Origin of the sequence: Streptomyces rhizoryzae, from assembly GCF_023155275.1 — a bacterium.
In the GTDB taxonomy this organism is placed as follows: domain Bacteria; phylum Actinomycetota; class Actinomycetes; order Streptomycetales; family Streptomycetaceae; genus Streptomyces; species Streptomyces rhizoryzae.
The window spans coordinates 1-18,010 of the sequence record NZ_JALMUV010000034.1 but is presented as its reverse complement, the minus strand read 5'-3'; the positions used below and the strand labels follow the sequence as shown (position 1 = coordinate 18,010).

Genomic DNA, 18,010 nt, shown 5'->3' with positions numbered 1-18,010 from the left:
CGAAGTAACCGCTGATGAGCGCCCTTCAAGACAAGACACGGTCAAATGCTCACGAACCATCCACTAAGGCCGCCTTGCTTTGGGCGGCGTGGCCAACGGGCCGGTGCGGGCGCCGTCACGAGCGCGCCCGCCACTACAGGCCACAGCCTCGCGTGCTCCATTGGCGGGTGAGACCGGGCCTTGAGCGCAGTTCCCATACTGCCAATGGGCTGAGTTCCGACCCGCCACTGGCCTGATAGCTGTGCGCTCTACCCCACCCGGAACTGGCGCCAGAACGCACACCCGGCGAACAGTGGGCGGGCCCGGCGCTCGTCCCCGGCCTCTACGTGCAGCTCCGCAATGCTCGCCCCATCGCTGGACGGGGCGAGGACAGCATCCTCAGCGATGCGACACTGCGCCCGGTACCGCACCTGCCGGAACTGGCAGTTCGCCTGGTGGCTGGGGACCCATCGCAATGCACCGGAAGGGCCGCCCGCGTACGTGCCTCCGAGGAAGAGGGTCGGCACCGGAGAGCAGATGTCGCTGATGTGAGTGCGCGGTCACCGGATGTGGCGGTAGCCATTCTTGCTCAGGTGACAGTGTTACTTTCATGCGTTCGGGTGAAAAGGTGGATCTCAACGGACTCGTGTCCGCTATCGTTCATGGCCATGCGTCGAAGCACTCCAGTTCAGGACGCCATTAGGAAGTGCCTCAAAGAGGCGACTACCAGTGAGCCGTACCCTGCTCATGTCAGTTGGCAAAAAATCGCCAACTCTGTGTATGGCATCAGATATGCCAGTACCGGCGATATCCGGAATGTGCAGCGTGCGGCTGAAAAAATGCATGATGTGGAGTTCACCTATTTCACATCGACAAGGCGGCGCGCCGGTGCTTATCTCAGCCCGACAAGGGAGCAGAGGTGGCTGATGGTTCGCCTCCGAAGGATTTGCCCTGCCGCCTGCTACCTATCTGATGCGCCGTCCTACCGTCCTCCAGCGGCTGAAGATATTCTGGCGGCGTTTCTGGATGGTTTGCAAGAAGAGCGCCTTGGCGTCCATCTGGGCAAGCTCGTTTCAGTTGTCAATAAACACTGCGGCACCAGCTTTGACCCCTCGGAAGTGCAGTGGTGGAGAGTCGGGTTTGAACAGGAACGACGCCGAGAGCGGGATTCTCTGTTGAGGGGAATGCACTCCGCGCTTGGTAAGCTATGCACCGCGAAGGAACGCCAGGAAGTCGAAGCCCGAATGATGACGAAGGGCCCCTATCGATTCGACCCTGAGAGTACGCCTCATTGTCCGTGTTGCGGACAGAGGGTCGCCTTTTGGGAGCAGGCTTCCACGCAATCAGCTGTGGGAGGGCCGCGGCTACCAATGGATGATGCGTCGCGGAGTGCAGCGAACCTCACGTAATGAGATCATGGTGGCGGGCGTGGGGGTGCACCGAGCCGGAGGCCCCCGCAGTGGGACGCCTCGACAAAGCCGAGCGTGCGGCCATCGCGCGCCGCCGCTCGGACGCCATCGACCGCCGCCTCGCCGGTGTCGACTGGCTCACCATCGCCTGCAAGCTCGCCGCCGACCCGGCCCGCCAACTCGGGCGGCATCGCCTACTCCCAGGGATACGGCATCGAGTGGCACCGGAAGAACCAGGAGCCGCCCTCCGGCGAGGCGCTGATCCATGGCGTGTGCCGAGACGTCCGCGCCACCCTGGCCGACCGCCGAGCCGAGCTCAACGACAGCGTTGACGAACTGAGTGCCTTGGAGGCCGACAGACTCGACCCACTCGGCCGGGAAGTCGGCGAGCCGTTGTGGCCTCAGCGGTTCGACGCCGCTCACCACGCCAGAACTAACTGTACCTTCTCGCCGACCGGACAGGCTCCATGGGCATCAACGATTGGGGCCTTGCCGCCTGCCGACTCGCCCTCGTATTCAAGGCCGGCGATCGTGGTCGAGAAGAACTGCGGCGGAGACATGACAAGGCGGATCGTCACGCCGACATGGGAGCAGCTACGCCGCGACGGCGTCACCAAGGGCCTTCTCATGCTGATGATCCTGGAGGTCACGGCCAAGGTCAGGAAGCGCCTGTGCGCCGCACCGGTAGCTCGGCTCTACGGACAGCAGTTCGTCCACCACGTCGGCGAGTACCCCGACCTGGAAGACCAGATGGTCACCTGGGTCGAAGGAATGGACAGCCCGGACCGCGTGGACACAGCCGTGCACGGCTTGACTGAACTGGCCGACCCGTACCAACTCGACACCCTACCGAACGACCATCGATGAAGACCGCTTCGACGGCCGACGCTGAGCCGAACCAACACGGCCGTTAAGAAACGGCCCCAAGAGGAAACTGCCCGGTCAGCAGGTCATCTCGTCGTGTCGTGACGCAAAAGTCTTGCCCCACACCGAGCCCTGTATCTACTTTTATGTGTCACACATAGGCTCGCGTGGCTATGCTCGGGAGCGTTGTACATCCCTGTTTCGGTGTGCACTGTGATCGAAGGTGCGGGCACCGGCCGCCAAAGATTGGCGTCCTGCACGGCCGATGCCCAGGTGGCTACTGGTCGCCGAAGCGGTCGCTCAGCCAGAACACGATCTGGATGAGTAACCAAACTCGGCGGCCGGTCAGCCGCCTTCGCCGTGGCTTCCTGTGTGCTCCCATCTCACCTTCCCTTCACCGTCGTAGGGCGTGCCCGAACGAATGAACGAGCAGGTGAGGTGGGTGCAGCCGCAGCTCTTTGACTCTATGCGTCAGAGAAGCTGCTCGTGCGGGCTTCGGCGAACTCTGCCGATATGCCACCTGTGGGCTGTTAGCCTCACGATCATGGGAATCAGGGGCAGTTAGGCCACGGTTCTGGGCGCCACAGCCATCGCAGCTGCGCGTCTCACGGGCTGTTCGCCCCCTGCCGAGAAACCGACCGAAGCGGATCGACGTGCCGCCTACCTCGACCGCGTCCGCGAGATGTACCGGCGTAGCGAAGGGCTTTCCGTGCAGCGACAGAAGATCGCCAGCGGCACAGCCCCCTCTTACTCCAGTCCGAGCGAGAAGGAGTGCGTCGACCGCTGGGACCAGCTCGGCGAGCACGAGCAGACCGCAGGCGATTGGGACGGCTTCCATGCCGCGTGCTCCTTGTCCCCGGCGCCGGGGACGGCCGGATACGACGAGGCGGTAGCCGAGGCCAGCGGGAGCACGTCGGCGCCGTAACCTGATCAGCGGCGCGGGGCCGACTGCCTGGAGGGGCGCCGTGGGCCTGCTCGAGCTGACCACCGACGTCTGTAGCTGGCTGGACTACAAGCCGGCCATGGCAGACCCGCTTCGGCCGGGCCGGAACGCCCGGGCGGAGCTGACTTCCTCCTTGGTTCCGGACGAGGACCTGCGCCGGTTGGCCGCCTATCGCCTGCTGGCCGCGTGCGACTCCAACGAGGCCGGCCAGGTGGCCGTGAGCACCGGCGACGATGACGCTGGTACCGAACGGCGGGACCTGGGCGACGCCTCTCGGACATCAGCTGAAGTACTACCGCTTGTTGTCCCCGCAGGCTGGCCGCGGCCTCGGCTGGCCGTCATGCTGCTGCCCCGACGTCGTTGTGGTGCAGTGCCTTGGCGGTGGCGCGTTCGGTGATCGCGGCAGTGGCGGTGGCTGAGGCGGCTGTCAGGTGCTCGGCGTCGCGGCCCCTGTACCAGGGCTTGAGGTCGATGAGGGCGGGGCGGATGCCGGTGGCGAGCAGGCAGGCGGTGCCCTTGGGGAGTGCGCGGATCACGTCCGGGGGGAGGACGCGTTCCTGCCGCATCGAGACGGAGGTGGACCTGCCCGACTCGCCGGTGGAGACGGAGACCGTCCGTACGTCGTGGTCGCCGGCCAGGCGGGAGATCTTGTCGGCGAAGTCGGCGTCGTCCATGCCGGAGCCGATCACCTTGATCGTCGCGGCGGAGAACAGGGCGTGCATGCCGGCCTCGCCCCAGACGCGGACGCCCTGTTGGTAGGACTGCAGGATCGTCATCGGGATGACGCCGCGGGAGCCGAGGTGCGAGTACAGGTCGGGCAGGTCGGCGATCTTGCAGACGTTGGCGGCTTCGTCGAGGATCGCCAGCAAGGGGGCGTCGAGGCGTCCGCCGTCGCGTTCGGCCTGGATGACGGCGGCGCGCATCACCGCGTCGGCGGCTGCGGCGATGATCGCGGAGGCGGAACCGCCGCCGTCCTTGGACAGCAGGAACAGGGTGTCCTTGCCGGTCGCGAACTCCGCAGGCTTGAATTCCCGGACCTTGTCGATGTGGTTGGGCGGGGTGACCCAGGCGGCGATCTCGGGGGCGAGCAGGCAGCTGGCGTACTGGCGGGCGGTTTCGAAGATGCCGTCGCGGGTTTCCACGGCGCCGGCGACGGTGCCCTGGAGCTGGGCGGCGACGGCGTCGAGGCCGGCGTCCTGGAGCAGGTCGATGGGGGTGCGGTCGGCGGGTGAGGCGAGCCAGGCCAGCACGTCGGTGATCGGCCGGCGGTCGCGGGCGGCGGCCAGGAAGAGGGCGGTGAGGGTGTTGGCGGCGGCCGTGGACCAGAAGTCTCCGGAGCTGGACTCGTTGACGGAGGCGGTGACGAAGTGGCCGGCGAGGCGTCGGGCGCCGGCAAGGTCGCGGGCGTCGGCGAGGATGTCCCACCACATCGTCCGGGGCGCGTGGGCGATCTGCTGGGGGTCGAGAGTCCAGACCGTTCCGACCTTGGCGCGGGCGTCGATGGTCGCGGTATAGGCGTCGCGGGCTGCCTTGTTGGAGGTCAGCAGTACGGGGCCGGGGGCACGCAGGATGGCGGGGATGGCCAGGCCGGAGGTCTTACCGGACCGCGGGGCCATGATCGCCAGGATGACGTCCTCCCAGGAGGACCGCACTTCGGTCTTGCCTGGCTTCACGGTGCCGAGCAGGACGCCGCGGTCGTCGGGGGCGACGTCCGTGGGCTTGGTGCCTTGGAGGCTGGGGCGCAGGTCGATGGCCTTGGCCGCGATCTGCCGGGGGAGGAGCGGGGCCAGTTCGCGTTGGCCAGCCAGTCCGGATGAGGTGCTGCGGAAGCGCAGCCACAGCCTCGCGGCCAGGACGGCGGCGGACAGAAGGACGAGGGTGGGGAGGACGTAGCAGCCTGTGAACAGGGCTGGTTGGGGGAGTCGGGGCCAGATCTGGTGGGGATGGAGGAGTGTCTGTTCCGGGTGCTGGTAGGGGGCCCATGGGTCGGTGCCGGCGACGGCGCTGGCGAGGTTGCCGAACAGCCAGGCCAGTGAGCTACCGGCGATGCCGATCCCGGCGGCGGCCAGGAGGAGGTAGAGGAGGAGGTCGGTGCCGGTGGTGGCCGAGGGAGGGCGGGGCACGAGGGGTTCCAGGTGTGTGACGTGGGGGCGGGGATGAGGCGGCGGGTTGTTCTGGTGTTCATGCGGACTCCGGGATGCGGGGGACGGCAGCTGGTTGAGGGGGTGCGGCGGGGTTCGGTGTCAGGAGCGGGGGGTGTCGTTTAGCCGGTCGTCGTCGGTTGCGGCGGCCAGCAGGGCGGGCAGGTCGGCCGGGGCAGCATCGCGGTTGTCGATCCACCAGGCGGCGAGGGTCAGGGAACGTGCTGCGTCCTCGACGGCCGTCCATTCCGTCTCGCCGGTGGTGCCTTCGAGGACGAGGGCGGTGTGGGCGGCGGTGACGAGTTGGTGGCGGCAGCGAGTTCCCCAGGGGACGGTGCGTTCGGTGCCGTCCAGCGTTGGCATCCGGTACTGCTCGGCCCACTCCTCGGCCGCGGTCTGCTCGGCGGCTCGCTTCCTCGCCAGCCACTCCGCTGTTGACTCGTCATCGGTGGTGCGGGTGGCCTGCCAGCAGGGGGTGCAGTCGCGCTCGGCGAGCCAGCGTGCGTAGCCGGCACGCCGGTCGGCGGGACGTCCGGAGAGATCGATCTCCGTGGTGTGGCCGCAGGCGTGGTCGATGGTCCAGTGGGTCTTGACGGTCATGGTGAGAACTCCTCGGGGCGGGATAGGTCAGCGCTTGCGGCTGGGGGTGGTGGTTGGAGCGGTGCGGGTCGGGGGCGCTTCGACCTGCGGCGTGGGCGTTGCGGTGGGTCGCTGGGCGGAGGAAGCGGTGGCTGCGCGGGAGCGAGCGGGGCGGTTCGCCGAGAGGTCGTCGGGGTCGGGTCGGCTGCTGAGGATCCTCGGGTCTGCGGCGGCCGTGAGGCCGGCGTCGTGGAGCGCGCGGCAGGCGTGGGCCACAGCTCGTACGCCGACGGCGGGCGGGGTGCCGGCCGGTAGCAGGTAGACGTCCAGGTCCTCGCTGTAGCGGAAGTGGTGCCTGCGGAGGACCTCGTCAAGGAACGGGCGGTCATCGGCCGTGGCGGCGGCGATGCCGAGGACAGGGTGGACCCCGAAGGCGACGTCGGGTTCAAGGTGATCGAGCATGAGGAGGATCTGTCCGAGGGGGGCTTTCAGCGGGCGCGGGCTGGTGATCGGGGAGCGGGAGCCAGGCGGTATTCCGGGCTGACAGCTGGTCGCTGCGGGCCGGGGACGTGGACGTGGGCGTGAGCGGGGGAGGCCGCGGTGGCTGCGTGAGCGACGGCCTGCCGGAACGCCAGACGTGGGTCCGGACACGGCCGCCTTGCCTGGGCGTCGTCCCACGTCGAGGTGTCGGTCAGGAGGCGTGGGCTCTTGGAGGCGGTGACGTCGTACGCGGAGTCGGCGGTGACGTTGTAGTGCGCGGCACGCAGGGACTGGACTGCTTGCTGGCTGCGCCGGGTGGTGTCCCGGTGCGGCTCGGTGAGGGCGTAGAGATCCCGGTCGGGCAGTGGGTGGAATCCGACCCGGCGCAGCATGTGCGCGGCGACAGGGTTGTGGTGTGAAGCCGAGGCGACGACGCCGTAGCGGTCGTGGCGGGCGATGGTGATGTGCGGCGGGGGTTCCGGCACGATAAGGCACCTCGCAGGTCAGGTCGGGCGGAGCACGAGGGTGGGGGCCGTGGCCGGATTTGGCCCGGCCGGGCGTGCGCGTTAGGTGCGTGGCCCCGGGGCGGTGGGGACGGGCGTGGGCGTGCTGGTGTGCATGCGGGCGTCGGTGTCGAACAGTTCGCGCTCGCGGGGGTGGAGGAGGTGCTGGGTAATGAAGGAGCGGCCTGCGACCTTCCACAGGCCGCGGCCCTTGGTGAGGGCGGAGACGGCTTGCGTTTCGACGCCGGTGAGGCCGAGGAGCGTGGCGGCGGAGGCGAGTTGGTCGGCTTCCTGGCGGTAGATGATGCGGGTGGAGCAGTCGGTGAGCAGGCCCTCGGCCAGGGCTCGGCCGCGGGAGCCGGCGTCGCCCGCGGTGAGCAGGTCGGACAGACGGTGGATGACGATCATGTTGGCGATGCCCAGGCCGCGGCTGAGCTTCCACTGGGACTGCATGCGTTCCAGCAGGGCGACGTGCCGCATCACGCGCCACGCCTCGTCGTAGATGACCCATCGGCGCCCGCCGCCGGGGTCGGCGAGGGCGGATTCCATCCAGGCCGAGGCGCAGGTCATGGCGAGGACGAGGGCGGTGTCGTCGCCGGCACCGCCGAGCCGGGACAGGTCGATGGACAGCATGGGCGCGGTCGGGTCGAAGGTGACGGTGCTGGGTGCGTCGAACATCCCCGCGAGGTCACCGTGGATGAGCCTGCGCAGGGCGTGAGCGAGGTCTTCGGCAGCCTGCCCGAGGCGGCCGGCGGGCTCGCCGAGGGCGGCGTCGAGCAGCTCGGGGGTGCCCAGAACGTGCGCGACGTCTCCGAGGAGGGGCGTGGCGCCGGTGGCCTGGGCGTGGGTGACGACGTGGTCGAGGGCGACGTCGAGAGCGGTGTGCTCCATGGGGTGCAGTTCGCGGCGGAGGACGGTCTTGGCCAGGGAGCCGAGCAGGAGCAGGCGCCGCTTGCGGACCTCGCCCGACCAGTCGTCCTTGCTGATGCCGTGCGGTTTGGCGGGGGCGTCGAGGGGGTTGAGGCGGCCGGGCAGGCCGGGGCCGAGGGCGATGGTCTGGCCGCCGAGTGCCTGGGCGACGACGGTCCATTCGCCCTTCGGGTCGCAGGGGACGTAGATCCGGTAGCCGAAGGCCACCGCTCGTACGGCCAGGGACTTGGCCAGGGCGGACTTGCCCATGCCGATGACCCCGGCGAGGAGGATGTTGGGGTTGGTGAAGCCTTCGAGCTTGCCGTAGAGGGCGAACGGGTCGTAGGTGAACGCGGCTTCGGCGTGGACGTCGCGGCCGATGTAGATGCCTTGGGCGCCCAGGCCGCCCTCGGCCAGGAACGGGTAGGCGCCGGCGGCGACCGCGGTGGTCATGCGGTGGGCCGGGAGCTTGAGCCGGCCCCCGCGGGCGGAGGCCGGCCCGGGACGGCCGGAGGGCGGATAAGTGGCGCGCAGTTCCGGGTCGGCGCCGGTCGTGGTGGTGCTCGCCTTGGGCCGTCCGGCTTGGCGGGCCTTGTCCTGCGCGGCGGCGAACTGGGCCCGGGCGGTGCGGGCGGTTCGGCGGTCGTTCCTGCGGGGGACGAACAGCGGGCTGGCGCTGGCGCGAGTCCGGAGAGGGGAGGGCATGAGGGTGCTCCTGGTCAGTGGCGGATCAGCCCGGTGAAGGGGTCACGCAGGTCGGTCGGGGTGTGGGAACGGCGCACCCGGGCGGCGGTGGTCAGGTGGCGCCGGCAGACGGTGAGGTCGGGCGCGCCCTCGGGCAGCCGGGCCCGGCGTGCCTCGGGCGAGGAGGCGGGGCGGGGTGCGGCATGGTAGGCGGCGTGGAGGTGTTCGGTGGCCTGCCACAGCCGGACGCGGCACGCCCGGAGGTGATCGCCCTCGGCCTTCGCCACCGGGGCGGTCAGCGTCGTGTGGGCATCGATGAGCCCGTAGAGCGAGGTGAGATGGGCGTGGAGGGCGTCCAGCTCGATGCGGGACGCGGCGTGGGAATCGTCGGGGAGGTTGATGGCCCGGTGGAAGTCGAGCGCCGCGGTGGCGAACGGCACGAAGTCCGAGGCCGGTTCGGGCTCCGGGTGGGACGGCATGGTGGGCCCTTCGGTTGTGCGGGAGGTGTTACGGGCGGGCCAGGGGAAGGGCGGCATTGGTGAACGCCTCGGCCTGCTGCCAGGTCAGCGGTCGCAGGTCGAGGAGGGCGGAGACGGCCGCGGTCTCGATCGCCGCGCAGGCCGCGTTGAGCTGGTCGTCGGTATCGGCGCTGACGGTGAGCAGGCCGGTGAGGGCGACGTCGGCGTGGCCGGCGATGAGCTGGCGCTCGCGTTCCTTGATGTCGGCGTACTCGACCGAGTCCTCCTCGGAGTCGACCTGTCCCTTGCGCTGCCGCTCGGCGGCGTCGGCGATGACCGTCGCCTTCTTGCGCTGCACGTCCTTCAGCGCGGCATCCAGCCCCTTGGGCGCGTAGGTCAGGGAGAGCGTGCGGCGGACCCCGGAGGTGAACAGGAGCTGGTGGAGGAAGCCGGGGCTGGTCTCGATCCGGGGCCAGTTCTCGATCCAGAACGTGGCGTGGTGCGCTGAGTCGGTCTCGATGCGGTCGGCCTTCTCCACCAGGACGACCGGGCCGGCGGCCTCGGGGGCGGCCTGCGGGCGGCCGGAGTCGGACCACTGGTCCAGCGCGGCGGATGCCTTGGGATCGTAGGCGGTGCGGACGACGGCGGCGATCTCCGCGGCGGCCAGCCAACCACCCGGTGTCAGACCGGAGTTGCGGGCGGACAGGTCGAAGGTGGATGTCAGCTGGGACAGTACGGCGAACGCGCCGGTGAGCCCGCCGCCGGCCTGGTTGATCAGCCGGCGGGCCGCCTTGAGGTCCAAGGCGAGGGCGACGTACGCCTCGTGCGGGGCCGCGGCCGGTCCCGCAGCGGCCAGCAACTCGCCGTAGAGCGGGCCGGCGAGCGGGGTGCCGGCGTCGCCGTGTTCGGTCCAGTAGCGGTTGAGCGCGTCGCCGGAGTCGGGGACGGTGCGTTCGAGGACCTGGACGCGGGCGATGTGACCGGTGCGGGACAGGGCGGCAAGGGTGCGGCCCCAGCCGGCGACGTTGTCGGACTGCGCGGCCGGGTCGAGCAGGGCGAACGCGCGGGAGGAGACCTTCACCACCGCGGTGAGGGTCCCGTGGTGCGGGTCGTGGACCGCGCCGAAGCCACCACCGGGGGCGGAGACCACGCGCAGCGAGGCCGCGGTCCCCGGCAGGTGCAGCAGCCCCTCGCGACGGGGACGCCGGGCAGGGCGGGCCAGCCACAGCAGCTGGCCGCGCAGGCGACGGAGGGCGTAGCGGAGGGTGATGGGAGCCCAGTCGGCCAGGGAACGACCGTGGCGCCGGACGAAGACCACGGCAAGGACGGCCGCCCAGACGGGGAGGAGCTTGAGCGCTCCGGTGACGCCGGAGGTCACCAGCACGGCGAACAGGAGCAGGCCGGTCACCGTCGCGACGACCAGCTGGGCGAGGGTCAGGCCGAGCAGGATGCCGCGGCGGGAGCGATGGGGGAACTTCACGGTGGCCGGGCCGCCGGTGGGAGATGCGTCGGAGTACATGGCGAAGACGTCCTCGAAAAAGGGTCGGAGTAGGGGAGAGGGGCGGGCCGTTCCGGGGATCGGGTTCGGCCCGCCCCTCAGGCCAGGCCGGGCAGGTCGGGCTACGGGCCGCCGGTCTCGCCGGGAGGCTTGGGCGCCACCCACCGCGGTGGAGTGGGGCCGCCCTCCGGAGGCGGGCCGCTGCGCCGCGGCGCGGGCGGATCCATCCGCGTGACCCGCGGCGCCGGGACGGGAGCGCCCTGCGACACCGGACCGGCAGGCCCTGGAGAGGGTGCGTCGGCCGGGGCGGAGCGCGCCGCCGCAACGGTGCCGGTGGCAGTGGTCTGCTCCGCGGCCGGGCGCCGGATCAAGGACTGCCCCCGGTCACCGTCCTGGCGAGGCCGCTGGATCAGCGCCCGCCCCTTGTCACCGACGGCGTCCGCGTCCTCGCCGAACCGGAACCGTGTCTGGTGCGACCGCGACCGATCGCCGCCCGACCCGCTCGACCCGCCCGAGGGGTCGATGCCGGAGACCACGCCGTCCTGGCCCTGGCCAGGCACCTTCGACGGTCCCTGCGGAGCAGGCTTTCCGGTCCCGGCCTGCATGGCCAGCTGCCCCGCGGTCTTCGCCGCGCCGGCCGCCACCGCCATACCCGCCACACCGGTGCGGTGCAGGTCGTCATGGCCGCCGCCGTCGGCCGCCCAGTGCACGAACTTGTACGTGGCGTACGGGCAGAGCATCACCAGAACCATCACCACGATGCCCGCGATCGCATCCGACAGCGCGCCCAGACCGTCGTGCGGGTCGGACTTGCCCATGGCCGAGACGCCCAGCAGGAACACGATCGTCATCAGCAGCTTGCTGACCACGAGCGTGACGGTGGCCTCCACCCAGCCGCGCCGCCAGCGCCGGGCCACCTCCCAGCCGCCGCCGGCTCCGGCGAACACCGCCAGCGTGACCAGCACCAGGATGCCGACCTTCCGGGCCACCATCACCGCCCAGTACAGGAACGCGCCGAGCGCACACCCGACCGCCACCAACGCCGGAACGCCCCAGCCCAGGCCGTACATCATCCCCAGTTCGTTGACCTTGACCAGGCGGCGGATGGCGTCGTCCACGGAGCTGTTGGCCACGTGGAAGAGACCGGCGCTCAGCGCGTCGACGACGTTGAGGGCGATGGTGGTGCAGGCGATGGCGGCGAACGCGAAGAAGACGCCGACCATCGTCCCGAACGCCGCCTGAGCCAGGGCGCGTTCGTCGCGGCGCCAGGCCGCGCGGGTCAGCTGCAGGCAGAACGTGCCCACCGTCAGCACCAGGCCGATCGGCAGCAGCAGCTCGTAGTTGTTGCGGAACCACTCCGCACTGAGGTCGATACCGGTGGTCTGGTTGACGGCCTTGGAGGCGAGGTCGGCGGCGGACTGGGCCAACTCGCCCATCGACTTGGCGATCCAGGCACCGATGCCGTCGGTGACCGCCTCACCGGTGGAACTGACGACACCACCGACGGCCTCGCAGACCGTATTCATCAACGGAAGGTCGCAGGCTCCCATCAGAGCACCTCCTTCTCGGGGTTGTGTGCGGTCACGGAGCGGTGTTCGGCAGGACGCCGGCCAGCGAACAGTCGCGTTCGGGCCGGCACTGGACGGCGAGCGTCACGGAACGGGCCTCGGCCCCGGCACCGGAGCCCTTCCAGGCCACGGTCTGCTTGCCGGTGACGGTCACGGCGTAGACGTACGCCTGGGTGATCGCGCCGGGGTCCTGGGCCAGCGCGGTCTTGAACGACTGTGGGAAGTGGCCCTCGCCGACCGTGGCCGACGCGTGCTGGCCGTTGTCCCGCATCCGCGCCCACAGCACCGGACCGGGCATCTGATCCACCACCGACTCCCAGTCGGCGTACTTCTTCTCCACCGTCATCCACCGCCGCAGCCCGGTCAACTGCTGTGCCTGGGAGACGGAGCGAGTGTCGTACGTCCACAGTGCCTTCGTGGCCGCCTTGGCGAACACGATCGGGTCACTCGTCGCCGGCGGCGCCGCCACGGCCTTCCCGCTTCCCGGGGGCGACGTCTCGGGGGAGGGGGAAGCCGGGGCAGAGGACGGAGCGGCGGCCGGTGACGGTTCAGGGGCCTCCGCGCGGGTCGCATAGGCGATCAGGCCGGCGACGGCAACGAGGACGGCGAGGACGACGCCGCCGATCACCGCGCGCCGCAGCACCGAGGCCGGCGGACCGGAGCCCTGCTCGCGGGATACAAAGGGACGTTTCTTCACCATCAGTGGACCTGCGAGCCCATGGTGGAGAAGAACGCGACAATGCCGTTCGCGGCGCCGAGCAGCAACGCGCAGCCCGCGGCGACCAGCGTGCCCTTCTTACCGTTCGCCTCGGCCTGGTGGCCGCCGCTGTGATGGCCCCACGCCCAGATCACGGCACAGATCGCCAGGGCGCCGACGACGGCGATGATGCCGAACAGATTGATGCTGCCGATGACCTTCTTCAAAACGTCCAGGCCCGGCAGACCACCCTCCTTCGGCGATACGCCCGGGTTGAAGGCCAGGTACTGGACCTGCTGCATGAGCTTCAAAGCACACTCCAGAGAGATCCCGGGCACAGAAAAGCCCGGGGGAGAGGAAGGAACGGAACAGGAGGAGAGGCGGCGCGGTCAGACGATGCGCCGGGCGGCGAGGATGTCCGGCCGCCAGGAGGCCAGCGTGGAGACCTTGACCACGTCACCGGTCCGCGGAGCCTGCAGCACCAGCCCCTGGCCGATGAACATGCCCACGTGCTCCGGCCGGGCCGCCGAACCCCGGGTGAAAAGCAGATCACCAGGTGCGATCGCGTTGACGCTGACCGCCTTGCCCTCCTTGACCTGCGTGTACGTCGTCCGGGACAGCGAAATACCGCCGGCCTTGTAGGACGCCTGCATCAACGAGGAACAGTCGCACCGGCCCATCGGATCCTGGCCGTGCGGAGCGGTGCAGGAACCGCCCCACTGGTACGGCGTGCCGAGCTGACCCAGGCCCCAGCGGATCGCCGTACGGACCGACGCCGGCGCGTCAGCAGGGATCTTGTAACCCCCCGGAAGGGCCCCGGCGGGAATCGGACCGAACTGCGAACCGTCCACCCCGGTCCCACAGCCGCCGGCCGGCAGCGAGGCGTCCTTGGCCGCTCCCGAAATCCCGCCTCCAGCAAGGTTGTTAGCGATCGCCTTCTGCAGTGCCGTCGCCAGCGGCTCCCACTTGGCGTAGGCGTCGGGGAAACCGCTCGCCTGCACCGCCTGCGCGGCCTGGGCAACCGTCATCGACTGCCAGCCAGGCACCTTCAGCAGCGCCTCGTAGAACCTCGTCGACGCGTGCACCGGGTCCCGCACCTGTTCCGGCGTCCCCCAACCCTGGCTGGGGCGTTGCTGGAAAAGTCCGAGACTGTCCCGGTCGCCGTAGTCCAGGTTCCGCAGCCCCGACTCCTGCAGAGCGGTGGCCAGGGCCACGACCTGCCCGCGGGCCGGCACCTTCATCGCCACACCGGTGGCCTGGATGGTCCGCGCATTCGGAACCTGCTCCTTGGGCGCGTCCAGACCCGGGACGGACACGGCCGTCGTACCCGTTCCCTTGAGGATCGCCTCCACCTGCTTCGCCACCGCACCGGAGTCCACACTCTGCGCGCTGCCGCCGGCGCAGGCGGCCTGAGCACTGCTGGCGCCCGCCAAGGCAATAGCCACCGGGGTGATGAAAGCGAGTGGCCCGAGCGCCACCACCCCGGCTATGCAGGCGACCTTCTTCACGACCGAAACCCGCACGTCGAAGGACTGAACGCCAGGCGGGGACCTGGACGACGACGTGCCTGGGCGTGCTGCACCGGCAGCTCCTTACTCATAGGCAGCGCGGTGCCGGCGTTCTCGTCGAAAAGGCCACCGGCACCACGCCGGTCAAGAAATTTGTAACCCATTAAGGAAGTGGGGCAGGTAGGAACCAGGGAGTTGCGAGCTCCCGGAAGCCACCGCGCCCTCTGTGTCCTCCGCGGCAGCCAGCCGCGCTCGTAATCTCAGGCGCCACACGGCAGAATGCTCCTCTTCGCTCATCGTTTTCTGACGCGGTATCCGCCTCCAGCCCTCGGATATGGGGGCAGGGGTTCGCGGCCGTGCGTCACTCAACAGGAACAGAACAACCGGACCTGTTGAGACGCCGAGACTGTAGAGGTGAAAAGCGGCCGCACCAAACGCACCCGGCCCGGCGCCGATTACGGGGCCAGCTCCTCATTAGGCGCGGCCGCGCCTGAGCAATAACCTCCAGGGTGCACTCCACGCCTGGAAAGAGAAGCGCTATGCCCTACACGCTGCACCGAGGCGATGCCCTCACGATCCTCAAGTCCCTCCCGGACCAGAGCGTCGACGCCGTCATCACCGACCCGCCGTACAACTCCGGCGGCCGCACCAGCTCCGAACGCACCGCTCGAACCGCCCGGGCCAAATACACCAGCGGCGACGCCCGGCACGACCTCGCGAACTTTCCCGGCGAGAACCGAGACCAGCGCTCCTACCGCGCCTGGCTGACCGAACTGCTCACCGAGGCTTACCGAGCCAGCCGCGAGCACGCCGTCGTGATGGTCTTCACCGATTGGCGCCAGGAGCCGACAACCTCGGACGCCCTTCAGATGGCGGGCTGGACTTGGCTGGGAAACCTGCCGTGGATCAAGCCGGCCTGCCGGCCCCGAAAGGGCGGCCCCAAACAGGACTCCGAGTTCATCCTCTGGGGCGTCAAGGGCACCCTCGACCGCACCCGCGACCTCTACCTGCCCGGCCACTACATCGCCTCACAGCCCCGCAAGGACCGCGTCCACATCACCCAGAAGCCTGTCGAGGTCATGCAGCAGCTCGTCCAGGTCTGCCGGCCCGGCGGCACCGTCCTCGACCTCTTCACCGGAAGCGGCTCCACCGGAGTCGCAGCCCTGAAGGAAGGCCGTAACTTCATCGGGATCGAGCTCTCCGACCACTACGCCGACGTCGCCGAAGAGCGCCTGCGAGCGGCTCTTCCCCAGGACAGTTACGAACTCGCCGGGCCTGAGCAGTGAGACGGCCGCCGGCACGCCGACCGGTACAGCAACAACGGGTGGTTGCGTCACCCGGAATACGGTGACGCAACCACCCTTAGCCGTAAAACGCATCAACCCTGTTCGATGCTGCGCCAGATCAGGTCGCCAGCTCGCTCAAGATCCTCGCGCGATCTGATCCGCACCTCGACACCGCCCTTGATTCCGAGGCACCCCAGGCCGCGGACATCGCGCGAGAAGCCCTCTTCCAGCTTCACGGTGTCAGGGTCCAGCCGCAGATTGACCACGAGCGCCCGATTCCTGGGCTGGACGCGCACCGTTGCCACATTCTTGATCCGCCGGTAAGCGATGTAATGCAGCTGGGACTCTCTCTGCACATCCTCGTGCGAGAGGAGCACCTTGTCGAGGTCCGCGAAAAGATCCTGAAGATCCTGCGGTGACTCATTGAGGTACTGCTGCACCGACTTCGGTGCGGCAGCACCAGAAGTTACTGTCGCGAAGGAGGGTTTAGCGCGGACTGATGCCGCCCCGGTACCCGGGACGGAAGCGACCAACTGCAAGGTGAGCACGTCGTCGAAGACCCGGTAGCTCACCAAGTCGATACGGCGGCCGATCATCTCGATCGCCACGGTGTCGTGGTGAGTGAAGTCGCCAGCGATGCAGACGAGTCGGGGATTGCTCCAGTCGACGGCCTCGGCTGCCTCGGTGCCGAGTTTCTCCGTGACCAGGCTTTCGAACTCATGGTGGTGGTCGTGGAGCCATGATAGGTACGACAGCGCCTGATTCACCACGTTCTGGTCGCGGGAGCGCTTGTACTCCACGATGACCGGCGTTCCGTTCTCGTCCAGCCCCAGAGAGTCGATCCGGCCCCGGTGCCGACCCGTCGCATACTCGCTCGCCAGGAAGCGGATGCCGAGCATCGCCTCCATGTTGCCCTCGATGAGCGACTGCAACTGGCGCTCCAGAGCTACGGACGACCCCGGTATCTCCGTCACGCGTCCGCCAATCACCCTGAATGCTTTCAACTTACCCACGACTCACCTTCCCCGGCTTGACGATCACCGAGCAGGAACAATCGAGTTCAGGGGCAATTTATTCCGGCGAGGCCGCGAGTGCACGGAGTCTTTCGTCTCGTGGCTACTGAACTTGAAAGCGTGATGTCGGCCTGGGGCTTACCGCACCGCAGCGGCAGCTGGTCTGTGTTTCCGTGCCTTCCAGCTGTGAGGCTACGAGCGAGACGAAGTACTGCAGTACGGCGAACGGCAGCGTGTGCGTCTCGTTGAAGAAGACCATCGGCGGTTTCTCGTCCTCGAGTGTATAGACAACCACCGTCACGATCGCTCGCTCACCCGCGGTGAGGCAGCGATCTCCCGATTCTTCTCCCCGCCCTCAAAGCGTTCCACGACCTGCAGCCGGACCGCTCCCGCGCGGACCTCTCGGCGTCGGTCAACCCGCCGCCTTGCGCGTATCTCACAGAATCGCGGCTACCGGAGTCGACCAACCGCTGTCAGGCGAACGGGTCCGACATCACCCGATCAGGTTCAGTAGTTCGCGCAGTCTGAAAGTGACTGGCTAAGGACTGTCCCGTACCTGCTGGTCACGGGTGAGGTGATCTCGTCGTGTCTGATGTGATCACGGCGTCGGAGCCGTCCTGGAAAGTACCCTTCACTTGCCTGAACAAGCGTCATTGACCAAGGTCTCGCCGCGTTGCCTGGCCGATGATGGCGGCCGGGCCCCACTACCGCACGCGCGGGGACAACGCTGACACCTACGAAGAGGAGGTGGCGCCCGTGGGACCATCCCCGCACGTCGTCCGGGGACCACGAAGCACTCGGGGTCGGCCTGAAGACCCCGGGGGAGGGGACCGCCCCCGCACGCGCGGGGACCACAGGGTGTCGTGGACCAAGGGCCGGACCATACCGGGGCCACCCCCGCACGCGCGGGGACCACGGCGTCGCGACCGACACCGACATTCCCTCGGAGGGACCACCCCCGCACGCGCGGGGACCACTCGCTGTCTCCGCTGGACTCGTCCGCTTCCTCGGGACCACCCCGGCACGCGCGGGGACCACGACTCGTCGTTCGGTGAGCAGCTGCTCGACGCGGGACCACCCCCGCACGCGCGGGGACCGCCCCCGAGGCGGGGCCGCGGCGCGCTTCGGGTCGGGACCACCCCCGCACGCGAGGGGACCACCGACCATGGCCTACACCGACTACATGCCGCCTGGGACCACCCCCGCACGCGCGGGGACCACTCGCGGGCGGTCGGGGCCTTGCGGCGCCGCTCGGGACCACCCCCGCACGCGCGGGGACCACCAGGCGGTCAACGCGCATGCCGGCAACTGCTGGGGACCACCCCCGCACGCGCGGGGACCACTCCCTCACCTCGCCTCAACCGAGATGGAGAACGGGACCACCCCCGCACGCGCGGGGACCACATCCATGGCCTCCACGAGACCGACTTGCCCATGGGACCACCCCCGCACGCGCGGGGACCACCCAACCATCCCGGCCCACAGCGCCGG

At 69.2% G+C, this 18,010-nt stretch carries 14 protein-coding genes, 1 pseudogene and 1 CRISPR repeat array; of the genes and pseudogenes, 2 read left to right on the top strand and 13 right to left on the bottom strand.

Features of this window, described 5'->3' with window-relative positions:
- Nucleotides 1-1,463 precede the first annotated feature (1,463 nt).
- Complete coding sequence (locus MUU72_RS24275) at nt 1,464-2,255, top strand: hypothetical protein (RefSeq protein WP_248015507.1); 792 nt, start codon at nt 1,464-1,466, stop codon at nt 2,253-2,255.
- Nucleotides 2,256-3,533: 1,278 nt separating this feature from the next.
- Here MUU72_RS24275 and MUU72_RS24270 read toward each other — a convergent pair.
- The 11 genes from MUU72_RS24270 to MUU72_RS24220 form a co-directional block, all read right to left on the bottom strand.
- The gene (locus tag MUU72_RS24270) at nt 3,534-5,318 is read right to left on the bottom strand and encodes a type IV secretory system conjugative DNA transfer family protein (RefSeq protein WP_248015506.1); all 1,785 of its coding nucleotides are present in this window, start codon (nt 5,316-5,318) and stop codon (nt 3,534-3,536) included.
- 120 nt (nt 5,319-5,438) lie between these two features.
- Complete coding sequence (locus MUU72_RS24265; RefSeq protein WP_248015505.1) at nt 5,439-5,936, bottom strand: hypothetical protein; 498 nt, start codon at nt 5,934-5,936, stop codon at nt 5,439-5,441.
- Between the two features lie 27 nt (nt 5,937-5,963).
- Nucleotides 5,964-6,377, bottom strand: coding sequence for a hypothetical protein (locus MUU72_RS24260; protein WP_248015504.1), 414 nt, complete (start codon nt 6,375-6,377; stop codon nt 5,964-5,966).
- 26 nt (nt 6,378-6,403) lie between these two features.
- Nucleotides 6,404-6,880, bottom strand: coding sequence for a hypothetical protein (locus MUU72_RS24255; protein WP_248015503.1), 477 nt, complete (start codon nt 6,878-6,880; stop codon nt 6,404-6,406).
- Between the two features lie 81 nt (nt 6,881-6,961).
- Nucleotides 6,962-8,512 carry a putative type IV secretion/conjugal transfer ATPase gene (locus MUU72_RS24250; protein ID WP_248015502.1) on the bottom strand — a complete coding sequence of 517 codons (1,551 nt, stop codon included), beginning with the start codon at nt 8,510-8,512 and terminating at the stop codon, nt 6,962-6,964.
- A gap of 14 nt (nt 8,513-8,526) precedes the next feature.
- On the bottom strand, nt 8,527-8,970 hold the full coding sequence (locus MUU72_RS24245; RefSeq protein ID WP_248015501.1) for a DUF6238 family protein: 444 nt from the start codon (nt 8,968-8,970) through the stop codon (nt 8,527-8,529).
- Nucleotides 8,971-8,998: 28 nt separating this feature from the next.
- Nucleotides 8,999-10,468 carry an SCO6880 family protein gene (locus MUU72_RS24240; RefSeq protein ID WP_248015500.1) on the bottom strand — a complete coding sequence of 490 codons (1,470 nt, stop codon included), beginning with the start codon at nt 10,466-10,468 and terminating at the stop codon, nt 8,999-9,001.
- Between the two features lie 101 nt (nt 10,469-10,569).
- The gene (locus MUU72_RS24235; RefSeq protein WP_248015499.1) at nt 10,570-11,997 is read right to left on the bottom strand and encodes an SCO6881 family protein; all 1,428 of its coding nucleotides are present in this window, start codon (nt 11,995-11,997) and stop codon (nt 10,570-10,572) included.
- Between the two features lie 31 nt (nt 11,998-12,028).
- Complete coding sequence (locus tag MUU72_RS24230) at nt 12,029-12,715, bottom strand: hypothetical protein (protein ID WP_248015498.1); 687 nt, start codon at nt 12,713-12,715, stop codon at nt 12,029-12,031.
- Nucleotides 12,715-13,023, bottom strand: coding sequence for a DUF6112 family protein (locus tag MUU72_RS24225; RefSeq protein WP_372503253.1), 309 nt, complete (start codon nt 13,021-13,023; stop codon nt 12,715-12,717). The genes MUU72_RS24230 and MUU72_RS24225 overlap by 1 nt, the downstream gene beginning before the upstream one ends.
- Nucleotides 13,024-13,101: 78 nt before the next feature.
- Nucleotides 13,102-14,220, bottom strand: a complete 1,119-nt coding sequence (locus MUU72_RS24220; RefSeq protein ID WP_372503252.1) for a C40 family peptidase — start codon at nt 14,218-14,220, stop codon at nt 13,102-13,104.
- Between the two features lie 539 nt (nt 14,221-14,759).
- On the opposite strand from MUU72_RS24220, the gene MUU72_RS24215 reads away from it, so the two are divergent.
- The gene (locus MUU72_RS24215; protein WP_248015497.1) at nt 14,760-15,506 is read left to right on the top strand and encodes a DNA-methyltransferase; all 747 of its coding nucleotides are present in this window, start codon (nt 14,760-14,762) and stop codon (nt 15,504-15,506) included.
- A gap of 92 nt (nt 15,507-15,598) precedes the next feature.
- Here the strand turns inward: MUU72_RS24215 and MUU72_RS24210 are convergent, their stop codons facing one another.
- Complete coding sequence (locus MUU72_RS24210) at nt 15,599-16,519, bottom strand: DUF5655 domain-containing protein (RefSeq protein ID WP_248015496.1); 921 nt, start codon at nt 16,517-16,519, stop codon at nt 15,599-15,601.
- A 300-nt stretch (nt 16,520-16,819) separates the two neighbouring features.
- A pseudogene (locus tag MUU72_RS36010) lies at nt 16,820-16,959 on the bottom strand (IS630 family transposase); the annotation flags it as partial.
- Between the two features lie 386 nt (nt 16,960-17,345).
- Nucleotides 17,346-17,984: a CRISPR direct-repeat array (repeat unit 29 nt; unit sequence GGGACCACCCCCGCACGCGCGGGGACCAC).
- Nucleotides 17,985-18,010: the final 26 nt, after the last annotated feature.